At 63.8% G+C, this 22055-nt stretch carries 20 protein-coding genes and 1 tRNA gene; 18 read left to right on the top strand and 3 right to left on the bottom strand.

Annotated features, from left to right (window positions below; translation table 11 throughout):
* The first annotated feature begins 98 nt into the window (after window positions 1-98).
* The 18 genes from AC3EDY_RS08165 (at window position 99) to AC3EDY_RS08080 (ending at window position 18421) form a co-directional block, all read left to right on the top strand.
* Window positions 99-1025: a phage capsid protein gene (locus tag AC3EDY_RS08165; RefSeq protein WP_488571988.1), complete on the top strand. Its 927-nt coding sequence runs from the start codon at window positions 99-101 to the stop codon at window positions 1023-1025.
* 28 nt (window positions 1026-1053) lie between these two features.
* Window positions 1054-1497, top strand: coding sequence for a hypothetical protein (locus AC3EDY_RS08160; RefSeq protein WP_488571987.1), 444 nt, complete (start codon window positions 1054-1056; stop codon window positions 1495-1497).
* 95 nt (window positions 1498-1592) lie between these two features.
* Complete coding sequence (locus AC3EDY_RS08155; RefSeq protein WP_488571986.1) at window positions 1593-1790, top strand: hypothetical protein; 198 nt, start codon at window positions 1593-1595, stop codon at window positions 1788-1790.
* Window positions 1791-1802: 12 nt separating this feature from the next.
* Window positions 1803-2399: a phage connector family protein gene (locus AC3EDY_RS08150; RefSeq protein WP_488571985.1), complete on the top strand. Its 597-nt coding sequence runs from the start codon at window positions 1803-1805 to the stop codon at window positions 2397-2399.
* A complete protein-coding gene (locus AC3EDY_RS08145) occupies window positions 2399-4651 on the top strand; it encodes a phage tail protein (RefSeq protein ID WP_488571984.1) in 2253 nt (750 codons plus the stop codon). Before AC3EDY_RS08150 ends, AC3EDY_RS08145 begins: the two co-directional genes overlap by 1 nt.
* A complete protein-coding gene (locus AC3EDY_RS08140; RefSeq protein ID WP_488571983.1) occupies window positions 4644-5195 on the top strand; it encodes a hypothetical protein in 552 nt (183 codons plus the stop codon). Before AC3EDY_RS08145 ends, AC3EDY_RS08140 begins: the two co-directional genes overlap by 8 nt.
* Window positions 5195-5653, top strand: coding sequence for a hypothetical protein (locus AC3EDY_RS08135; protein WP_488571982.1), 459 nt, complete (start codon window positions 5195-5197; stop codon window positions 5651-5653). The genes AC3EDY_RS08140 and AC3EDY_RS08135 overlap by 1 nt, the downstream gene beginning before the upstream one ends.
* 3 nt (window positions 5654-5656) lie before the next feature.
* Window positions 5657-7621: a hypothetical protein gene (locus AC3EDY_RS08130; protein ID WP_488571981.1), complete on the top strand. Its 1965-nt coding sequence runs from the start codon at window positions 5657-5659 to the stop codon at window positions 7619-7621.
* The gene (locus AC3EDY_RS08125) at window positions 7618-10680 is read left to right on the top strand and encodes a transglycosylase SLT domain-containing protein (protein ID WP_488571980.1); all 3063 of its coding nucleotides are present in this window, start codon (window positions 7618-7620) and stop codon (window positions 10678-10680) included. Before AC3EDY_RS08130 ends, AC3EDY_RS08125 begins: the two co-directional genes overlap by 4 nt.
* Window positions 10677-13154 carry a hypothetical protein gene (locus AC3EDY_RS08120; protein ID WP_488571979.1) on the top strand — a complete coding sequence of 826 codons (2478 nt, stop codon included), beginning with the start codon at window positions 10677-10679 and terminating at the stop codon, window positions 13152-13154. Before AC3EDY_RS08125 ends, AC3EDY_RS08120 begins: the two co-directional genes overlap by 4 nt.
* 30 nt (window positions 13155-13184) lie before the next feature.
* The gene (locus AC3EDY_RS08115) at window positions 13185-15272 is read left to right on the top strand and encodes a glycosyl hydrolase family 28-related protein (protein WP_488571978.1); all 2088 of its coding nucleotides are present in this window, start codon (window positions 13185-13187) and stop codon (window positions 15270-15272) included.
* Window positions 15269-15706: a transglutaminase-like domain-containing protein gene (locus tag AC3EDY_RS08110; protein ID WP_488571977.1), complete on the top strand. Its 438-nt coding sequence runs from the start codon at window positions 15269-15271 to the stop codon at window positions 15704-15706. Before AC3EDY_RS08115 ends, AC3EDY_RS08110 begins: the two co-directional genes overlap by 4 nt.
* A gap of 62 nt (window positions 15707-15768) precedes the next feature.
* Window positions 15769-16221: a hypothetical protein gene (locus tag AC3EDY_RS08105; RefSeq protein WP_488571976.1), complete on the top strand. Its 453-nt coding sequence runs from the start codon at window positions 15769-15771 to the stop codon at window positions 16219-16221.
* 1 nt (window position 16222) lies between these two features.
* Window positions 16223-16759: a TIGR02594 family protein gene (locus tag AC3EDY_RS08100; protein WP_488571975.1), complete on the top strand. Its 537-nt coding sequence runs from the start codon at window positions 16223-16225 to the stop codon at window positions 16757-16759.
* A gap of 2 nt (window positions 16760-16761) precedes the next feature.
* Window positions 16762-17019, top strand: coding sequence for a hypothetical protein (locus AC3EDY_RS08095; RefSeq protein ID WP_488571974.1), 258 nt, complete (start codon window positions 16762-16764; stop codon window positions 17017-17019).
* On the top strand, window positions 17016-17564 hold the full coding sequence (locus AC3EDY_RS08090; protein ID WP_488571973.1) for a hypothetical protein: 549 nt from the start codon (window positions 17016-17018) through the stop codon (window positions 17562-17564). Before AC3EDY_RS08095 ends, AC3EDY_RS08090 begins: the two co-directional genes overlap by 4 nt.
* A gap of 11 nt (window positions 17565-17575) precedes the next feature.
* A complete protein-coding gene (locus AC3EDY_RS08085) occupies window positions 17576-18184 on the top strand; it encodes a hypothetical protein (protein WP_488571972.1) in 609 nt (202 codons plus the stop codon).
* Between the two features lie 163 nt (window positions 18185-18347).
* Window positions 18348-18421: transfer RNA gene (locus AC3EDY_RS08080), tRNA-Gly, on the top strand.
* 178 nt (window positions 18422-18599) lie between these two features.
* Here AC3EDY_RS08080 and AC3EDY_RS08075 read toward each other — a convergent pair.
* The 3 genes from AC3EDY_RS08075 to AC3EDY_RS08065 form a co-directional block, all read right to left on the bottom strand.
* Window positions 18600-19229: a hypothetical protein gene (locus tag AC3EDY_RS08075; RefSeq protein ID WP_488571971.1), complete on the bottom strand. Its 630-nt coding sequence runs from the start codon at window positions 19227-19229 to the stop codon at window positions 18600-18602.
* Between the two features lie 41 nt (window positions 19230-19270).
* Complete coding sequence (locus AC3EDY_RS08070) at window positions 19271-20266, bottom strand: sterol desaturase family protein (RefSeq protein ID WP_488572107.1); 996 nt, start codon at window positions 20264-20266, stop codon at window positions 19271-19273.
* 183 nt (window positions 20267-20449) lie between these two features.
* Window positions 20450-22027 (bottom strand): sulfotransferase family protein, encoded by a 1578-nt coding sequence (locus AC3EDY_RS08065; RefSeq protein ID WP_488571970.1) that lies wholly within the window; start codon window positions 22025-22027, stop codon window positions 20450-20452.
* Window positions 22028-22055: the final 28 nt, after the last annotated feature.

Here is a 22055-nt window from a genome sequence, read left to right as displayed (position 1 = left end):
AGCCGCCGACCGCGGGCGTAAAACGATAGAGAGGCCGGCCCATCGGGCCACTCGCCCTTCGCAACTCGGATCAACCGTTTTGACGAAAGGGCAGGCCCATGTCTGTCAACGTACCCGCAACATTCCAGATCAAATTCCAGAACAATGTCGAGCTTGTGCTGCAGCAGCAGCAATCGCGCCTGATGATGGCCTGCGACTGGTCGGACGATACCGGCGCCGAAAAGATCAAGGTCAAGGATCTGATCGGCAACAATACGCCGCAGGAAGCCGACGAGCGCCACGGCGACACGAAGTACAACAACAACACCCATGACGGGGTGTGGTTGCCCAAGACCAACGAGCTGTACGACGCGGTGCTGGTCGACCGCAGCGACCAGCTTTCCACCGCGATCGAGCTGACCGGTTCCTATACCCAGGGCGCGGCCGGCGTGATCCAGCGCGCCTATGATCGCCGTATCCTGGAAGGGTTTTACGGCAACATCATTTCGGGCAAGGACGGCACCACGACGACGGCATTTCCCGCCGGCCAGACCGTGCCGGTGACCACGGGCGGCGCCAGCGGTGCGCAGCGCATGAACGTGGCCAAGCTGCGCGCGGCCAACAAGATGCTGATGCAGGGTTTCGTCGACATGACGCTGCCCCGCTACATGGTGCTGACGGCCGAGCAGAACGACGATCTGCTGACCGAAGTGCCCGCTACGAGCGAGGATTTCAAGGGCGCGTTCGGCGGCGTGGTGGAAGAAGGGATCATCCGGCGCATTCTGGGCTGGAACATCATTCCGCTGGAACTGGCGAACCCGGCGCTGGTGACGATTCCCACCCTTTCGGTGGATGGCAGTGGTTATCGCAAGACGCCGTTCTGGGTGAAAGGCGGGATGCGCGGCAATTTCTGGAACCGCGTCACCACGTCGATCGACCTGATGCCCGGCAAGATTCTGGCCAAGCAGGTTTTCGCGGGCACCACGCTTGCGGCCACCCGCACCCAGGCCGGCCGCTGCGGCATCATTCTGAACAGCGAAGCGTAATCCCTGACGCAGGACAAGGAATCTTACGATGCCAACCTATTATCTGGACAGCTTCATCGGCGTGAAAGACGGCACGAAATTTCCCGCCGATCGCGCCGATGGGCGCAAGGTCGGTGCGGACCTGGTGACGATCGTGGCGGCCAAGCCCACGACCCAGGCCTATGCCGTGGGCGACCTGATCTATGCCGGCACGCTGCGCGCCGGGGAAAGCCTGCGGCGCGTGCACCTTAACGTCGATACGTCGCTGGGCACCACGACGATGTCGCTGGGCACGATCGCCTCGCCGACGAAATACGTCAACGCCAAGACCCTGACCGTTACCGACACGCCGACGGCGATGGGGCCGCGCGCCTCGGCCGCGGCGGCAGTGCCGCTGACGGCCGACGAAGATCTCTATTGGACCGTGGCCGTGGCCGGCATCGGCGCGGCGGTGAACCTGACAAGCGAGCTGGAAATCGCGCGTATCAAGTGAGTTCCGGCCCCGGGGCCTGCGCTCCGGGCCGGCGGGGGGAGGGCGGCTGCGTCGAGGCGCCGCCTTCCCCCCACAATGCATGAGGAGCAAGCCGAATGCCCCAATGGAAATTCACCGCCCAGCGCGGCAAGGTCGACCTGAAAAACATCTCCGTCGCCGCCGGCACCGCCGAAGCGCAGAGCGACACGATTTCGATCAACATCGACCAGACCAAGCTGACCAAGGGCGAGGCCCTGGTGCTGATCGACGAGATCAAGGAAAAGATTTTCGCCGGCAAATGGCCGCCGATTTAAAGGGGGCGGCCGGTGGCTTCCTATGTACAGATCGCCAATCTAGCGGCCCAGCTGATCGGCACCGATGCACGGCTCACCAGCCCCGACGATGACCGGGTGCTGGCGCGCAACGTGAAAGCCGTGTGGGACTTGCAGCGGCGGGCGACGATCGGCGACGGCGCCTGGAATTTTGCCACGAAACGCGCTGGGCTGCCCTCGCTCACCGGCGCGGTGGCCTATCCCTATACCTATGCCTATCAACTGCCGGCGGACTGCCTGCGGCTGCTCGAAGTGCTGAACGATACGGCGCGGGACAGCTATCAGCTGGAAAGCGGCAAGATTCTGTGCGACACGGCCGCGCCGCTCTATATCCGATACCTGTACGACGTGCCGGAGCCGGCGCTGTGGGACGATGGCTTTGCCGATGCCTTTGCCAAGCGCATCGCCTTCACGATCGGCAGGCGCATTGCTGGTTCGACCTATGATGCGAACATGGGCTGGCGCCTTTATCAAGACGCGCTGAACGACAGCAAGGCGCAGGACGCCCGCGAAAATCCGCCGATCAAGCAGGAAGAAAGCAGCTGGATCGAAGCGCGGCTTGGTTCGGCATCGCGTTGGGGGCCATACTGATGCGGCACCTGTTGCCCGGATTCCTGGCCGGCGAAATCGACCCGCTGATGCAGGGCCGCGTCGATACCGACAACTATTCCTATGGCCTTGCCACGTGCGAAAACTTTATCGCGTTGGCGCAAGGGCCGCTGGTGAAGCGCGCCGGTTTCGAATATATCCGCGATGCCGCGCCGACGGCGAGTTGGCTGGGCGCCTTCCGCTTTTCCACCACGCAGGAATACGTGGTGGAATTCAGCGAGGCCAAGGCGCGGTTTTATACCAATGGCGGCCGTATCGAAAGCGATCCGGCCACGCCCTATGAACTGGCCATTCCCTATAGCGCGGCACAGGCGCCGGCACTTTCGACCCAACAGAACTATGACCGGCTCTACATCAATCATCCGGCCTATGCGCCCGGGGCGATCAAGCGGCTGACGGCCACCACGTTCGGCTATGAAACGCTGACCCTGAACAACGGGCCGTTCAAGGATGACAATACCGACGATGCAATCTCGGTATCCGTTGCGGGTACGTTGACCGTCGGCGGCGCGGTGACGATCACGGCGCCGAGCGGTATTTTCAAGGCCGGGCACGTGGGCGGCCTGTTCCGGATGCAGGCCAAGGATTTTGCCGATATCAAGGCCTGGGAAGCCCAGATGGACAGCGTTTCCGTTGGCGACCAGGTGCGCAGCGACGGCAAGGTCTATACCGCGCTGACCAGCGGCAAGACAGGATCGGTGCAGCCCACCCATACCGAGGGTGCCTATTACGACGGGCAGCTGCGCAACGACGTGCTCAACGCCAAGGGCCCCTATGGCGTGAAGTGGGATTATCGCCACGACAAATTCGGCGTGGTGCAGATCACCGGGTTTACCAGCGCAACGCAGGTGACGGGCACGGTCAAGCGCCGCGTTCCGGACAGCCTGCAGACCGTGGCGAGCCGCCGCTGGGCGCATTCGTGCTTTTCGGCGGCAGAGGGGTGGCCCGGCCTGGTGGCACTGTGGAAAGGGCGGCGGATCGACGTCAAGGATTTCGACGTGATCGGCAGCGTGGTGGGGGATTATGGCGGCGGCCAGGTCAACTATTCCGCCTTTACCGACAGCGGCATCACCGCGGCCGACCTTTCGTTTCGGCGGACGCTGGCGACCGAAGACCCCCCGCTGTGGATCACGGCGGATCGCCGCTTGCTGGTGGGCACGGCGAGCAAGGAACTGGCGATCGGCCCGCTCAATCAACAGCAGGCCCTTTCGGGATCGAACATCGAGGCAGAGCCGCAGAGCTTTTATGGCTGCGAAGCCGTGCGCCCGGTACAGATCGGCATCGATACGGTGTTCGTCGAGCGGGGCGGGCGGCGGCTGCGCACATCGTCATACGAGTTTTCGCGCGACCGCTATGTGGCCGACGATATCACCGCGGCCGCGCGCCATGTGACGGCCGGCGGCGTGGTGCAGCTTGCCTATCAACGCGTGCCGTGGCCCATGCTGTTTGCCGTGCGCGGCGATGGGCAGATCGTGGCGCATTCGGACACGAAGCTGAACATCAAGGGCTTCACCCGGTTCAAGCTGGGCGGGAATGCGCAAGTGCTTTCGGCCGTTTCGGTTGTCGGCAGCGACGGCAAGAGCGATGAACTGTGGGTGCTGGTATCGCGGGCGACGCCTAGCGGCATGCGGCGCGAGATCTGGCGGCAGACAGCCTGGCGCGAGCTGGGCACCGACCCGGCGCAGGCGTTCTATGTCGACGGCGGGGTGCGCGCGAGCGCCGCCGGCGGGCAGACCAGCTTCACCGGATTGACGCACCTGGCGGGGCAGGCGGTTTCCGTGCTGGCGGGCGGCGCGGTGATACCCGGCATGACAGTGGCCGCCGACGGTTCGCTTAACCTTCCGACAGGATCGGTTCCGAGCACGGCCTATACCTTGATCGTGGGGCTTCCCTTTACGGCGACCGCCACCACGCTATCGCCCGAAATCAAGACCACGAACGGCACATCGCAAGGGCTCAAGCAACGGGTGCGCAAAGTCGTTTTGCGCTTGCTGGAAACCATGGGCCTGAAAGTTGGCAGCGCCATGGGCACGCTCGATCTTCTCGAAGATCTCGATCGATCGGCTTCGGACTATATGGACAGCCCGATACCGCTGTTTTCCGGCGACACTCAGGGCCTGGTCGAAACCGAATTCGACCGCGCGGGCAAGATAACCTGGACATCGAGCGACCCGCTGCCGGCGATCATCACGGCGGCGATGCTGAACATCGACATGGATCAGCGCGATGCCTGAGGTTCGCTTTGTACCCCTACGCAGCGCGCATATCCGCTCAATCGATCTGCAGCCTTCGCAGGTGCGGCCCCTGGGGCTGGATTACGCACCGGGCGAGGAACAGATTGCCCGCATGCGCGAAGGCCCGATCGCCTGGGCGGCGACCCAGGGCGGCCGCGTGGTGGCGTGCTTTGGCGTGGTGGAGCAATTCGGCGGGATGCACGCGACAGGCTGGGCGATGCTGGCGCGCGGCATCGGCGCGGCGCACCTGGCCGTGACGCGCTTTGCCCGCGATTGCATGGCCACGTGCGACATTCCGCGCGTGGAATTGCTGGCGCGGTGCCACGATGTGGAAGGCCTGATCGACCGGCATCCCGATCTCGACCCCGGGCAGATCGTGGCGCTGGCCTGTGCCAGGCCCACGCCGGAAATGCGATGGGGCCGCATGCTGGGCTTCACGCCGGCGCACGTGCTGCGCTGCTATGGCGCAAATGGGGAAAGCGTGATGCTGATGGAACGGATTGCCCCGGCGCTGCGCGACCGCGCAATGAGGGAGGCGGCCTGATGCAGATGGTTGGCGCGGGCCTTTCGGCCGCGAGCACCGTTTTAGGCGGGGTTGCCGCCAACAAGGCGGGGCGGCAGAACCGCGACGCGCTGTATAGCCAGGCGCGCGAGGAAGAGAACGCGGGCAATGCCCAGGCCCTGCGCATCAAGGAACAGGCGCGCAAGGCCATTGGCCAACAGGCGGCCGCACAGGGGGCCAACGGTTTTACCGGCGACAGCGGGAGCGCGCTGGACGCCCTGACCGAAAGCCAGATCAACGCGACGCTGGATACGATGCAGGTGCGCCGCGACGCGATGATGAAAGGGCGATCACTGCGCGCGGAGGGGGACATGCGCTATCAACAGGGCCGCTATAACATGTGGGGATCGTTTCTTTCGGCGGGGGCGACGTTGACAGGTGCATATTCGGATTGGGCATCGGCCGGATCGGGATCGAGCGCGGCGGCAGGGGCGGGCTGATCCATGCCGGTGGAGGAAGGATATGACGCCCGCGTGATGCCCCAGGCCGGGGCCGCAATGCCCCTGGCCACGCCCGAAACCTATGGCGCGGCGATGTTCAAGGGCGCAGCCGCGCTGGGCGACACGATCCACCAGACGGAGTTGCGCGACTATGAGGCAGAGCGCCGGTTGAAGGCCGATCGGGAAAATGCAGATTTCGCGCACCGGTTCGCGCTGCACCGCCAGAACATGGACGGGATTGTCGAGCAGCTGCGCAACAACCCGACCAGCCCCGACTATGCCGAACACGTCAAGCTGGCGCAGCAGGCCGACCAGGCCGCGCGGGATGCTCTACTTTCGGGTATAACCGAAGAAAGTGTGCGCAATCGCGCACTCCAGCAGCTTGATGCCTATGACGCCCAGCTGCACGACAGCGAGTTGACGTTTGCCGAATCGCAGCGGATCGCCAAGGTTATTACCGACAGCGCAACGGTGAGCGACATAGGCGCGAACCGGATCAGGCAGGGCATGGACCCGCAGCACTATGCGCAAGAGGTCAAAGCCTGGCACGATTATGTTGGTGGTTTGAAAAACATCACCCCGGTTGCGCGGGAAAAGCTGTTGCGCGAAGGCGACCAGAAATACGCCATTTCCTACATCAACCATTTGAACGACACCAACCCCAAGGCCGCGCTTGCCCTGGTAGACGCCGGCGCGTTCAACGACGTGCTGACGCCGGAGCAGATCGATGCTGCGCGGAGCGGTACGCAAGTGGAAATCCGCAGGGCAGAGGCGGCGGCGGAACGCGAACAGGCGGTGGCCAAAGCCGCGTTTCGTGAAAGCGTGGCGACGGTCAAGGCGCAAGATTCGCAGGGCATCGACGTTTCGGCGCAGTTGCCCCAGCTCATCCAGCAAGCCAGCGCGATCGGGGATACGTCCACCGTTGTCGATTTGCAGGGCCTCGCCCGAAATAGCTCATTTGCCAAAGTGTGGAATGTGGCGACGCCGATCCAGCGGCAGAATCGCATTTCGCAGCTGCAGGGCGTGCCGGAAGGCAAGCGGACCGCCGATCAGCAAGCGGAGCTTAAATGGCTGCAAGATAAAACCGGCGCGCTGGATAGTCGCTATAACGCCGATCCGGTCGGCTTCGTTATCCAGAACGGCAAGCCGGGCGAGCAGCCGCCGGCGATCGACTGGTCGAACCCGTCGACGGTGCAGGCCCGGGCGCAATGGGTGCGCACGATGGTGGGAGCCTATGGTGCAATGGCGCCCCTTTCCGCGAATGAAGCGCAAGCCTTGAGCACGACGCTGGCCAGCGGGGCAAACGGGACGCGGCAGGTGGCCAGCGCCCTTTCGATGTTCGGCGGCGTAACGGCGCGCGCGGCGGCCCGGCAAGTTGCACCCCAGGATGGGTGGCTGCAGCACGTGGTAACCCTGGCCCCGGCGCTGCAGAACATGGCGATCGAAGGCCGGGCTGCGCGCAAGGCCGATCCGGCTTTGCTCAAAAACGACGATCCCGATGTCAGCGCGAAATTCGCCACGACGCGCAACGTCCTCCACCAGGCCATGGCCAGCTTCCCGGTTGCCGATCGCGAAAGCGTGATCGAAGCCGCGCGCGACATCATGGCGTATCATGTGCGGCAACAGGGCGCGCCAGTGGCCCCCGGCACGTTCTATCAGGCTGTCAACGAGGCGCTGGGTTCGGTCGGGCCCGATGGGCAGCGGCAAGGCGGCCTGGGCAGCTGGCAGGGGCATCCGTTCCTGGTGCCAGGCGGCATGACTGCGCAGCAGTTCACCAACCGCGTCTTCGATTTCGTGGCCAAGCATCCTGAAAGCGCGCCGCGCAACCCCGACGGCTCGATCGTGAATCTGCGCAACGCCTATCCTGTTCGTGTTCAAAACGGTGCCTATCGATTTCTCGTCGGCGATCGGGAAGTGCGCGGCAAGGCGGGTGGCGTCTGGGAATTCCGCCCGGGTGGCGGCCAGTGAGCGACCCGATCGATGCCTATGAGGTGAACCCGGCCTCGCCAGTGTTCACCCGGCGCGATCAGGCCGATACGCGCCCGGTGAGCTGGTGGGACGCGGCAAAAGCCAACTGGCGGCTGAACCTCGACGATGACGAGGCCGGCAATTACAACAACCTGGTTAAGGGCTTCAACGATCTTGAGGATGCCCTCGTTGCGTCAGGGCGGCCGCGATCGCGCTATCGCAACCCCGAATGGGGCGGCTATTTCCAACCCGTGGAAACATCGCCCGAACGCTATGACGCGTTGTGGGCCGATGTCCAGGAAGCACGACGCGCCAATCCGCGTGCCTTTGCCAATATTCCGGCCACGCGCAAGGAATTCGAAACTTGGGCCTATGCGCGCAAGGGTGGCCGCGTGAAAGACATGGAAACCGCGGCACAGGGTGGCGCTGGTTCGGCGATACTGCCGGGCCTGACGTTCGGCATTGCCACCATGGGATCGCCGGAAAATCTGGCGCAGATCCCGCTTGGCGGCGGGGCCACGTCGTTCACTGGTTTTCTGGCCAAGCAGTTTGCCGCCGGCGTGCTGGGCCAGGCGTTGCAATCGCCGCAGGTTGCGCGATCGCGCGCCAACATGGGCGAGCAATACGGCAGCGAGGATCTTGGCCGCGATCTCGTGATGTCGGGCGCCACGAACGCGGCCTTTGCGGGTGCCTTGACCTATGGGCCGCCAGCCATAGCCAGGGCAGGCGGCGCGCTGCTCGACAAAGTGGACCCGACACGTGGCGATCGCCGACTTGCCGATGCGTTTCGCCAATCGATCAAAGGCGATTGGGCAACGAGCCCGCAGCAAGCGGCAGCACTCAACATCCTAGAGCGCTCTGCCGATATCGGCGAAAGCAATCCATTCCACCAGACTTACTCAGCCATCGATGCGCACGCGAGCCGGATACAGTCGGTAATCGACCATCTGGAAGCCCTGCCCCGCCCGAAAGCCCCGGACCTGACGCCGGCCGTGGCCCCGGCGGCGCGGGCCGTTTCCGCCGATTTCGCGCGCGCATGGGGCGCGATCCTGCACATCGAGGGTGGCCTTGCGCCCGACGGTTCGTTTCGTACCAGCCCCGCAGGTGCGATCGGGCCGGCGCAGCTGATGCCAGGGACCGCGCCGGAAGCCGCACGGCTTGCCGGATTGCCCTATGACCCGGCGCGCCTGCGCAGCGACCGGGCCTATAACGAAGCGCTAGGGCAAGCGCTTTACAGCGATTTGTTGCGCAAGTTCGACGGTGATCCGGTGAAGGCCGCCGCCGCTTACAATGCCGGCGAAGGCAGCGCGAAGCGGGGCACTGGCGTGCGCGGTGCCATCGCACGGGCGACGGCGGAAGGCCGCCCCGAAAACTGGGTAAGCCACCTGCCGGCGGAAACGCAAGGCTATGTCCGCAAGTTCAACGAGCGAACCGGCGGCGGCGCTGCAATCAACGCGCCGGCGGCCATCGCGCCCGAAGGCATCGATCCGCTGCTTATCCGGCCAGAGGCGATGGATGCAGTGCGGCCACAGCTGATCGCGGGCGGCCGTGAGGTGCCGATCGGCAGCTTCACCCCCGGTGAAATCGGGGTCGATGCCAAGCTCATGCAGTTCAAATCCGGCGGCGATGCCCAGGGCGTGACTGAACGCCTGCGCGGTGTTGAGCAATGGGACCCCATGTCTGCCGGCATGGTGACGGTGTGGGAAGCGAACGACGGCCGGCGCCTTATCGCCGATGGTCACCAGCGCCTAGGTCTGGCCAAACGGATCGCCGCCGCCGATCCTGGGCAGGATATCCGCCTCAATGCCTTCGTGCTGCGCGAATCGGATGGCTTTACCGCGGCCGATGCGCGAACGCTTACCGCGCTGAAACACATTCGCGAAGGCAGCGGGAGCGCGGCCGACGCGGCCAAAGTGTTCCGCGAAGTGGGGCTCGATCCCGATCTGCTCAAGTCGCTGCCGCCGCGTTCCGCCTTGATCCGCGACGGCAAGGCGCTGGCGAGCCTTTCGGACGAAGCTTTCGGCGCGGTGATCAACGACGTGATCCCCGAAAACTATGGCGCCGCGATCGGCGCGCTGGCGCCCGATCCGGCCACGCATATGGCGCTTGTGGACCTGCTGGCCAAAACCGATCCGCCGAACCGCAAGCAAGCGGAGGCGATCGTTCGACAGGCGATGGATGCAGGATTCCACGCCGAAACGCAGGAAGAGCTTTTCGGCACGCGCAGCATGGTATCGTCGATCTTTGCGCAAAAGGCCCGGCTGCTCGACAAGACGCTGGGCGAGTTGCGGAAGTTGAAAGGCGCTTTCGGCGTGGCGGCGCGCAATGCCGAAGCGCTGGACCAGGCCGGAAACCGTATCGACGTTTCGGCCAGTCGGGCGGAAGCCGCGGCCAATGCGAATGCGCTTGGCCTGGTGGATGCACTTGCGCTAAGGAAGGGGAATGCCGTTAGCGACCTCTTCAACCGCGCCGCGCAGCGCCTCGCCGAAGGCGAGCCCCTTGCAGCCGTCACCCGCGATGTCGTCGCCGAGCTCCGCCAACTCGATCTCGCCAAAGCCCTCGCCGATGAGCGCGCGCTTCGCGATGCTGGCGAGCCTGGCGGACAGCCTGGCGGAAGCGGACGCACAGGCATCGCTGACGATGAAGCTCAAGCGGGTGAAGGGGAACCCGGCGCTGTAACGCCGGCAGCGCGTGATGAGCTGGAAGCGGCCGGCCAAGGCGGCTTCGCATTTTTCGACAAGCAAGCGCACGAGGCGTTCGACGATCCCGCAGGAAAGGGCGTTGAGGAAGTCGCGCAGAGCGTGTGGCACGACGTGCGGGCAGAGGCCGATCCCAACATTGCGGACCGCCAGCGCCAGCAGGCTCAGCTGGGCGCAGATGGGCCGATGCGCGCCAAGGTCGACCAGGACGGCACAATGGGTTCGCCGCTGTTCGATGCGGCTAACCAGCCTAAATTCGACTTGGGCGACGGCAAAGGCGCGCGCACCATTGCCGAGATCGAGGCCGAGCTCAATGCCGACCAGGCGGCGATCGATGCGATCAAGGGGTGCCTGTTATGAGCATGAAACCCTGCCTTCCCGGCCTGGTGGCCGATGGCAAGCTGACCCAGGAGCAGGCCGACCGGGCCGGCGCGCTGTTCGACGAGCTTGCCCAGGATTTTCGCCGGCAGTTCGGGGATCAGGCGGCCGAGGCGATGGCCACCGATGCCGCGATTAAGGCGTTGACCGCAGAGGCTGCGCGCAAGCGGTTGCTGGCGGGGCTGACGATCCAGACGCGGCAGCGGATGGAAATGGACATGCGCAGCTTCAATGGCGGCAAGGGATCTGACGGCATTGGCGGTGGCCCAATCGATCCTTCCGCCGGCCCGGCCTTCCTGGGGGGTGACGGCCGGGCATCCTATTCGAATGTCGATGGGCGCCAGCGGGCCGTGCGTGGCCGCGCCCATGCCATGATGGACGATATTCTGGCCCAGCATTCCAGCAATATCCTGGGAGAAGTGCGCAACCGCGCGCAGCTCGAGGACATTGTGCGCGAGCTGTTCGGCGAAGAGAGCGGGAACGCCAATGCGCGCGAGCTGGCCGACGCGTGGATGCAGACGGCCGAAATGCTGCGGCAGCGGTTCAACGCGGCGGGCGGCGACATCGGCAAGCTGGATCGCTGGGGCCTGCCGCAAAGCCATGACAGCCGCCAGGTGCGGGCTGCCGGCTATGACACGTGGAAGGCCGAGATACTGCCCCGGCTCGACCGCGCGCGGATGATCGACAACCGCACCGGCCTGCCCTTCACCGATCAGTCGCTCGAGCTCGCGCTGCGCGACGTGTTCGAAACGATCAGGACCGATGGCTGGAACGACCGCGCCGCGGGCGGCGTGGGCAGTGGCGCCCTGGCCAACCGGCGCGGCGAAGGGCGCTTCCTGATCTTCAAGTCGGCCGACGACTGGATGGCCTATGCCGAGAAATTCGGCGCCGGCAATGCTTTCGATGCCATGATGGGCCACGTCGACGGCATGGCGCGCGATATCGCGATGATGGAAATCCTTGGGCCGAACCCGGCCTCGACCATCGAATGGTTGAAAGGATCGATCGCCAAGAGCGCGGCCGAGGACACGACGCCGGACAGCAAGGCCGTGGACAGGGCGCATGCCGCGGGCAAGCAGATCGACCGCCTCTATGCCGAATTGACCGGTGCCAGCAGCCGTCCGGAAAACCGCAATCTGGCGCTGGCCTTTTCGGCTCTGCGATCTTGGCAGACGGCAACGAAGCTGGGCGGTGCCATGCTATCGGCCGTGACGGATTTCGGTTTCCAATGGCGCGCGCGATCGTTCAACGGCCTGGCCAGTCACACGATGCTGGGCGATTATTACAAGCTGTTCCGCCCGGGCGCGATCGAGGATCAAAAACTGGCGGTGCGCCTTGGCCTGATCGCCGAGGAATGGTCATCGCGCACGGCATCGCAGGGACGATATCTGAGCGAGGAACTGACGGGGGAAACGACGCGGCGCCTGGCGGAAGGGGTGTTGCGCGCTTCTGGCCTGGCGCGCTTTACCCAGGCTGGTCGCTGGGCATTCGGCATGGAGATGCTGGGCCACATTACCGATGAAAGCGTGAAGCGCTTCGACGCGCTCGATCCCGCCTTTCGCGGCCTGCTTGAGCGTTATGGGTTCGGCGCGGCGGAGTGGGACATGATTAGGTCCACGCCGCTGGAAATGGACCGCGGCGTGCCATGGATCAAGCCGCAGAACATCGAGAGCCGCGCGCTGGGCGATCGCTTGCTGGAAATGATCGCGCGCGAAACCGATTATGCCGTGCCGGTGACCGACCTGGCCACGCGAGCGATGATCAATTCAGCGGCGCCGAAAGGCACCTGGCATGGCGAAATCATCCGATCGGCCGCGCTGTTCAAAGGCTTTGGCATTTCCGTGATGCACATGCAGATGCAGCGCGTGATGCAAATGGCCGGTCCGAACCGGCTGCGCTATATGGCCGGCCTGACGATCGCCACGACGATGATGGGTGCGGTTGCCCTGGCGCTGAAAGACCTGGCCGCGGGCCGCGATCCACGTGGCATGGACCCGCGAAAGAACCCGGCGTTTTGGGGGCAGGCCTTGATCCAGGGCGGCGGCTTCGCGATTTTCGGTGACTTTCTCAATTCAACGACCAATCGCGCCGGCGGCGGCCTTGCCGGCACCCTGGCCGGCCCGCTGGTTTCCGACGTGCAGGACGTGGCCGCAATCGCGACGGCCAAGAACAAGCAGGGTGCGACGCTGAAAGCACTACGCCGGCAGATACCGGGCGGCACGCTGTGGTATGGGCGCCTGGCCTTCGATCGCCAAGTGGCCGACCAACTGCAAGAAGCCATCGACCCGAACTACCGCCAGTCCTGGCGTCGCGCGGCCCGATGGGCGCAGGAACAGGGCACCGAATACTGGTGGGCGCCGGGGGACTTTTCCCCGAGTCGCGGACCTGATATGAGCAATGCGACACGCGGCGCGTCCCTCGACACGCGCGGCGGATCGGCCGGAGGTTCGCCATGACTTCCGGCCGTTTCGTGACGGAGGGACGATATGACCGTTGCCGCGCTGACTCCATCGGTTAGCTATGCCGAGGACGGCGTCACCCTGGATTTCCCGGTGCCGTTCCGCTATCTCGATCCGACGCACCTTGTGGTGAAGCGGACAACGGCGGCGGGCGTGCAGAGCACCCTGAGCTATGGCGTTAACTGGTCTGCCACCAGCGGCGCCACGGATGCGGGCGGGACCTTGACGCTCACGGCCTCGATCGCGGGCAGCACGCTCACGATCCAACGGCGGACGCCGCGCACGCAAACCACGGATTATGTGGCCAACGACCGGTTCCCCGCGGAAACGCACGAAACCACCGTCGACCGCGCGATGTTGATCGACCAGGAACAGGATGTCGATGTCAGTGAGGTTTTCGACCGGGCGGTAAAAGTGCCATGGGGCGAAACAGGGCAGGTGCTGCCGCCGCTAGCGAGCCGCATCAGCAAGTTCGCGGCGTTCGATAACCTGGGGGCCATCGTCGCCGTAGGGCTGGACCCTGGGCTGCTTACCAGCGGCACGCTGATCGCATCGTCGCGCGTGGCACTGGCCGCGCTGGCGATCCCGTCGCCGGGGCAAACGGCCTGGCTGGCGGAAGCCGGTCGATCCGGCACGTTTGTTTGGACTTCAGGCAACCTCTCGACGCAAGTGGCGGCCGATACGCCGCAGGCGTTCTACGTCGCGCCCGCGAGCGCGCCTACGGGGGCGGCCGGCGCGTGGGTGCGCGCGCCGGCCGTCATCAATTGGGCGGACGTTCGATGGTTCGGCGCTATCGGTAATTCGAGTACCGATGACACTGCGGCCCTGCAAGCGGCCATCACTTGGTTGAACGCGGCAAACGGTCGAACGCTCTATGTGCCCTGCACCGGAACGTCGTTTCTCTTCTATTCAGACCTACGTGTGCTCCGCGATAGCGCGGCGATTGTTGGCGACCCTAACGGCTTTTCAAGCCTTTCGGCCCGCAATAACGCCAGGATCATTTTCGGCCAAGCGACGGCAGGGCCGGTCAATGGTTTGGGTCAGATCAGCAAGACTGGAACGAAAGTTCAGAATTGCCGCCTTAGTCAGTTACGCATGCAGCCAGGTGGAAATCATGCCGGCGAAGTCATACTGCTGGATTACGCCGACGCCACGACGATCGATTATTGCACGATCGGGCCGTTCACAAATGACGGCAGCACAGCGACCCACGGTATCAAAACCAATTGGGTGCAGTGGGTCTACATCGATCGTTGCAATATCAACGTCAACGGTGCGTGCATTTACTTGCGAACTCCTACAACCAGCATTCAAAACGAAGATCACTATCACATAACGCGCAACCAACTCTACAACGGTAAAGTCCCAAATGCGGACTTCACGCCCTGCAACATTTACATCGAGTCCGATCTGGCTTGTAGCTACTCGATATGGGAATTTTCGCTTGTCGGTAACCATATCGGCAAGTTCATGAGCGGCCCTAACGCTGCGACCACTCTGACTGGCGGCATTCGTTTTAGCCGTCCAGACACGAGCGGCGATTATCGCGCGTTCCATATGGCCAACATCGCCGGAAATTTTTTCGAATACGTCAACTACCCGATCGATTTTAAGCGCGGCCTGAACGGATGTAATGACACAAGCTCGATTAGTTTTACGGCCAATACGGTGCTTTCCGCGACGCTCGTATTCAACGGGTCTAGCACTAATAAAACATCAGCAACGCTAAGCGGTAATTATTTTCTGCAAAGCGACGCCTTGGTTGATGGGGTGAAATGCTACTTCAACGGCTACAACCGATATAGTTCCGTTACGACACTTTTCGCGCAGCCGGTAAACACGCAGCGTTTTGGTTACAAGCAGGCTTCTGGCTCTGTGCCCGGCGTTCTGCTTGATGCGCGGGGCACCGTTTCAATAACAGCCGGCACGACGTTCGTTGACGTGACGCACGGGCTTTCCGCGACGCCGACAGACTTTTCTTTCACCAAGCTAAGTTCCGGTTGGACGAGCGATTTCTATGTTTCGGGCATCAACGCCACAACTTTTCGGATCAATTACACCGATCCTGGCGCAACGAAATCGCTGCGCTGGCAAGCAGAGGTGGCGGACGCATGATCATCGAAGATGATAACCTGCTGGCCGCGCTGGCCAGCGTTAACGCAGCGGTAAATGCCGATGCCGCGTACAGCGACGACGCCGAGCGGCTTTATACGATCCGCACTGTCACTGTGACGCGCGGGGATGACACCGGGCAGATGGCGTTCCGCGATTTGCTGACTCCTGGCGATATCGATTGGAGCGTATTCCGCGCGGGCGAAAAGCGGCGACGCCTTATCGCAGCGGGGTACGGCCCCGCCGGTCTGCTGATCGGCCTGGTGCCCCTGGCCGACGATACCCACCGTGCCGTTTTGACCGCCGACGTATCGGCGCCGGAAGAAGCCACGACTTATGTGCTCGATGGCGATGCCGATCCGGTTCGCGCGTGGGGCGACGTGCAGATTCAGTACCGCGAAAACTCGGCCGGCGATGGCTGGGTTCGGCTCGTGTAGGAGGATGGGATGATTAATGCCAACCGCGCGGGCGATATCGACGCGATCGACCTGATCCAACCATGAGCGAGGCTGGCGACATGGCGCAGCCGCGCATCGTGGCTCAAAGTGCGGTCGAGGCGAGCATGCCCGTGGTCGACGTCCATGGCGACGATCTTCTCAACATTCCCGGCCTGACGCCCGGCGGGGCCGGCGTTTGGGCGCTATTCGGGCTTGCTTTGATCTGGTGGGTGCGCGGGATGGCCGATCGCAAGCGTGCGGCAAACGAAAGTCAGACAACCGGCATGGCGGCAACGGCCGCGCTGATCGGCCACTTGACCAAAGAAGTGGAAAGGCTGGGCGATCTGGTGATCGAGCAGGCTGGCCGGATTACCGAACTCGAGCACAAGCTGGCGAATGCCGAGGGCGAGCTGATGAGACTGCGCGCGGTGAGCGCCGGCCTGGGCGATGCCAAGCAGACGGCGGCCCTGATCGTGGCGGCGGAAAAAGCGGCATCGAAAAGGGGAGATGCATAAGATGGCACTGCCAGCACAATACGCATGGCTCGATCGCATGACCGGGCGGCCGCGCATGATCGATGAAGCGCTCAAGCTCTATGGTACGCGCGAGCTGGCCGGCACGGGCAACAATCCCGTGATCCTGGCCTGGGCGAGCGAGCTGGGCGGCGACGTGGCGCGCGACTATCGCGCCGATAGCATCCCCTGGTGCGGACTGTTCGCGGCGATCGTGGCCAAGCGGGCCGGCAGGGATGTGGTCGAAAAGCCGCTCTGGGCGCTCTCCTGGGCGAAATTCGGGGTTGCGGCACCCACACCCATGCTAGGCGACATCTTGACGTTCAGGCGGCCTTCCGGCGGCCATGTGGGCTTCTATGTGGCGGAGGACGAGTCGGCCTATCACGTGCTGGGCGGCAACCAGGGCGATGCGGTGAGCATCGTGCGGATTGCCAAGTACCGCATGTTTGCCGCGCGGCGCCCTGTCTATCGAGCGCAGCCGGTGACGGTGCAGCCCTATCGCCTGGCCTCGGCCGGCGTGCTTTCGAGCAACGAGGCGTGACGATGAAAGATGAACCCATGACCGTGCCCGCCTCTCCGTGGCCAGAGCAGCTTTGGACAACCGCACGCCAGATCGTGCCGCCGGTTGTCGCGTTCGCCGTGGGCCGTGGCTGGCTGGCTGGCGACACGGCGGCGATGCTGGCTGCTGTCGGCGTCGGCCTATATCCGATCATCATGGGCCAGCTCAAGACGTGGGACCGGTCCAAGAAGCTCGCCGCGCTTGCCGATGCTGTACCGGATGCCATGGCGGTGACGAAATGATCGGCCTTTGGCTGGCCAAGGCGCTGGGCTGGCTCGATCGCCTGCTTGGTCCCCGCTGGTCGACGATCGCCGGCATCGCGGTGGGCCTGCTGGCCATCCAGACCGTGCGCATCGAGGGGTTGCATGTCTGGCCGATCGAGATCGCCGGGCTGAAAGCCGACGTAGAGAACGCCCGCGACGATCTGGCCAAGATCAAGGATGCCCAGGCCACGGCGACTAAGCAATGGCAGGACGCCGTGAAACACCAGGAAGCGGCGTCGCGCATGGCGGCGGCCGTGGGAGAAACCGAACATGCCAAGGAACTGGACGCTGCGCGCGCTGCCGGCGCTGCTTATGCTGCCGCTCACCGCGTGTGCCCATCAACCGCTGGTCGTTATGCCGGCAACGCCGCCCCCGCCAGCCCGCCGGGCGATACCGGACTTCGCGAAAGCGTGCCCGCGGGTGCCGTCGTGGTATCCGAAGGGGACGTGCAAGCCTGCAGCGACACGGCAGCCTACGCCATAGGTCTGCATAACTGGCTGATCGATCAGCCGAACCAACAGTGAGGAGATAACCGATGGTCACCAGGCCATATGCAAGCGGCGGCCAGATCGGCGTGCTGGACAAGATGGACAAGAGCCCCGTCATTCCGATGGCGGACAACGATCCGACGCGCTGGACCTATAGCTATGCCGTGCTGGGCATCACCTTGCCGGCGAACGCGACGGATATTCTGCAGATCCAGGGGGCGGCAGGCAAGCGCACGGTGATCCGCGCGCTGATCCTGAGTGGTTCGGCCACGGCCGCGCAGAACATCCCGCTGCAGCTGGTGCACCGGTCGGCCGCGTCGACGGGCGGGACGCCCAGCACGCCGACGCTGCACAAGCGCGACAGTGCCGATCCCAACCCGGGCTCCGTTCTGACGCTGTTCGCCGGCGTGCCGGCGGTGGGCGCCGTGCTGGGCGGCAACAGCGGGATTGTCGAAGCCGGCCGCCTGAACGTGGCGCCGGCCAACAATGGCGCGGTCGACCGCTGGATCAACCAGTATACCTGGCAGAACGAAAAGGGCATCGTGCTGAACGGCGCGACCGAATATCTCTCGCTCTTCATCCCCGGCGGCAACCTTTCCGTGGCGAATGCGCCGGTGCTCGATATCTCGCTGATCCTCACCGAAGAGGCGCTTTGATCACGCGCTGCGAGGCCAGCAGGGGAAGCCTTCCTAGGCTTCCCTTTTGCGCGCGAATCGGCTAGCCGCACGGCTCCGGCAGGCACGATGTTGGAAGGCTTGTTGGAAAAATGTTGGAAGGCTTGCCGATTTTGGCAAAATTTCTGATTTTTTATAACACCTTGCGGGTGTAGCTCAATGGTAGAGCAGCAGCTTCCCAAGCTGAATACGAGGGTTCGATTCCCTTCACCCGCTCCATTTTCCTGTCCGCGCACGTTCGCCCGCGTCTGGACAGCCCCCGACATCTGCCGCTCGCCGAACCCGTCATGCCTTTCGAGGCTGGCGACCGGAGCTTGCGATCGCTGTCGCGCGGAGCTTGCGATCGCTGTCGCCGGCTTCGCGTTTCTGGCATGTCAGATCGGCGTGCTTGCCCGGGTCACCGGCGTTTGGACTCCTGTTCGAGCAGCAGGCTCTTGCGCAGCCGCGCTTTCACCAGGCGGGCTTCCAGAATGCGCCCGATAACATAGAGCAGGGCGAACAAGCCGGCGAAGACATAAGCGGCCGTGGGGGAATACCTGTCGCCCTTGCGGTCGGGCTTCTTGCCATTTTTCTCCGGGGGGGGTGCGCCCAGTGCCTTGTCGATCGGGTTCATTGGTAGAACCCGGTCCTTCTTGGCGTCCTTCTTGACAGTCTTGCCCTTTGCCGCCTCTGCCGCCGACGTTTGCTTCCAGTGCCCTATCGTCACCGTGAGTTGCGCAAAGGCCAGGAACAGCAGCGGAGCAAGGAAACAAAGCAGCAGCGCACGGCTGACCAGGTGATAGCGCAGTACCGAGCCGGCGCTTCCTTGTTCCAGTTGCAACAGGCCGCGTTCGAATACTGCCAGCTTGTCTTGCGCAGCGGGATCTTTCTTGGTGAAGCGCAAGGCATCGCCGCTGCGCTCCTGATAGGTGCCGGGCTCACGCAGCAACGGCTCGATCGCGGCCAGGGCATCCTCGCCGGTCCGTTCGGGGGGCAGGTCGATGCTGCCGCGGACGTGCCAGATCCAATCTACGAAACGCAGGTTCATGACCGGTTTTCGAAGCGGGGCGGGAAAAGCCGCTGCGTTGGTCATTCAGCCGGGATCGCAGCGGTATCGTGCATCGGTCGGCTTGTGAACTTGCCCTTGATAGCGCGCCAGCCTTCGGTGAAAGGGAAAGTCATCTGCTCGCGCAGGCCCATCCGGCGGCCACCCTCCATGCCCAGCAGTTCGGCTTCGCCATCGATGCACGTGCCGAAGATACGGTCGATGAAAATGTAAGTATTGGTATAGTTGCTGCGCGTCGCTTCGAAATCCTGCGAATGGTGCAGGCTGTGATGTTCGGTGGTATGGAACAGGAATCGCCACCAACGTGGCGAATTGAACCGCACGTTGATATGCTGGTAGCTGCCCACAGCCAGCCCGATCGCCCCTGCCAGCAGGAACGCGCGCGGCACGAAATCGAAAAATCCGCCGATACCCAGCCCGATGAGGAACAGCTCGATCGGGTTGCCCACGGCGCCCTTGTTGATATTGAGCTGGGTAATGTAGTGATGCACCGAGTGGGGCAGCCAAAGCGGATACCAGTTATGCATGCCGCGGTGCATCCAGTACTGCCCGAAATCGAAAATGAATGAAATCGCGAAAGCCTGAAGCAATATCGGCAGCCCGATAAACCAGTCGAAACTTTTCAGATGAAAGGTGTCCTGAATGGCACCGACCATCACGTCGGAGCCGATAAAACCGTCGACAAGGCGCAAAACGGTATAGCCCAGGCCCACGTAAAACAGATCGGTGGCCACTTCTTTCCAGGTCAACCGCCAGCTCTCATGGCGGGGAAAGACAAATTCCAGGCCCATGAGAAACACACGAAAGCCGATGCCAATACCGATTGCGGTCGAAGCTTTGGCGATGGAATTGGGAGCATAGTACCAGAACAGAATCAAAGCGAACAGGACGGCGGGCTGAAAATAGGTGAAGAAAAAGCGTTTGAACGGCCCACCTTCCACGCGCGGGATGTTTTCCCATCCCACGATGACCGGTGACTGGGTGCCTATGAACCGCTTGCCGACCCGAATGCCTTCCATCTGCCTGTCCTCGTAATACCTGGGTACCCGCGTCAGTAATACTACTTCGAAGAATGGTAATACGGATCCGATGCTTCGTCCATACCATATTGCAGGTGCTAATGCGCAGGCTGATCGGGGAAACCGGACGGCTTGCGCCGGGCCGAAGCGGGGCTGACCAACCATGTGCCTGCCGGTCGATGCTCACGGAACTGTGATCCCTTCCTGGGCGAAAAGTGCCGCGACCGGAGCGAGCGCGTCTTCGTGCCGGCGCCACCGCGCAACCGCGTCGCGGTAGATCGGGCGGCGCACCTGCGCGGCGCTGGGGGTGGCCACGGGCGCGGCATTGCGGTGAAAATCGAGACAGGCGGCATCCCAGCCCAGGCCGCAATGGGCCAGCAGACGCCGGGTCGTGCCTTCCTGGTCGGCCACCAGGTCTTCATAGGATATTTCAAGAACGCGCCCCGGCAGCGCAGCCTGCCAGAACGCCATCAGGTGATGGAAGCGTGCATAATATCGCGCGATATCAAGCAGATCGTAGCTGTAATCGTAATAGCGCGAGGTAATGGCGAAAAGGTTGCGGAAGTTGCTCAGCACCGTGTCCATCGGATGACGGCGCAGGCAGACGATGCGCGCCTGGGGAAGAGCCCGGGCAATCACCCCGGCATAGTGAAAGTTGCCGGGAAACTTGTCGATGAAGCGGGAAGCCGGATCGCGGCGGTGATGACGGGCGCGGGCAAGATAATCATGGCCTACCGTGCCCAGGTCGGCCCGGGCCAGCGCCAGCACCGTTTCCGGATCGAGGACGTTGCGCGTTCGCGTGCCCGCGGCGTGCTTGACCGCCAAGGGCATGGCCTGCAGTTCGCCCGCGCTTTCCACCTCCGGGTGCGACGACAGAATGCGATCGACCAGCGTCGTGCCCGTGCGCGGCATCCCGATCACGAAGATCGGCGCTTCGGCGGCAGGGCTGGAAACCGGCGCGCGCGCAACGGCCGGCCACGCCGCTTCGATGGCGTCGAAATTGGCCGCATCGCTTTCGAACCGATAGGGAAGGCGCGCACGATGTTGCGCATTGGCCGCGGCAAGCGCGGCAAACGCTGCGTCCCATTCGCCAAGATCGTCGAGTTCCTTGGCCAGGGCATAGCCCAGAAGCAGACGGTCACGCGGATCGGCTGCGAAAGCAAGCTGTGTGCGCAGGCGCGGCACGTGGTTGGCATCGGCGCTTTGCCGCTTGAGGCTGGCCAGCAGATGGTGGGCGCGGCCATGGCCCGGCGTCAGAATGAGGAGGTGCTCGAGCGTGGCTTCCGCCTCTTCGACCCGGCCGATGAAATTGAGCGCGGCGGCCTGGTTATAGCGATACTCGATGTTGTCCGGATCGCGTGCCACGGCATAAGCGAAGTGCGGCAGCGAAGCGGCATGATTGCCCAACCGCGCATAGACGCAACCCATCGTATCGCGGCTGAGCGCATCGTCGGGCAGGGCGCCTTCCGCATCGGCCAGCGTTTGCGCCGCCGCGCCGTCCTGCCGGGTCATGATCAGCAGGCGTGCCAGTTGCGCGCGATATTCGCCTTGCGGATCGCGCGCCACGGCCGCCGCGATGCCGGCAATTCCATCGCGCACCTGGCCCATGCCGGCCCGGGCCAGGCCCAGCAGAAAAAGTGCTTCGGCGTGATCGCGCGTTTGCGCCAGCACGCTTTGCGCGGCACGCGCCGCGGCAGGGAGATCGCCCTGCCCAAGCGCACCGCGCGCAACGGCAACCCCCTGATCCGGCGGTGTGGCCATTATCCCCCTTGAAAGACGTCCAGGGCCG

This window comes from Novosphingobium sp. DS6-6 (genome assembly GCF_057784975.1).
The sequence above is the reverse complement of the archived record's forward strand: the minus strand, read 5'-3'. Positions and strand labels throughout refer to the sequence as shown.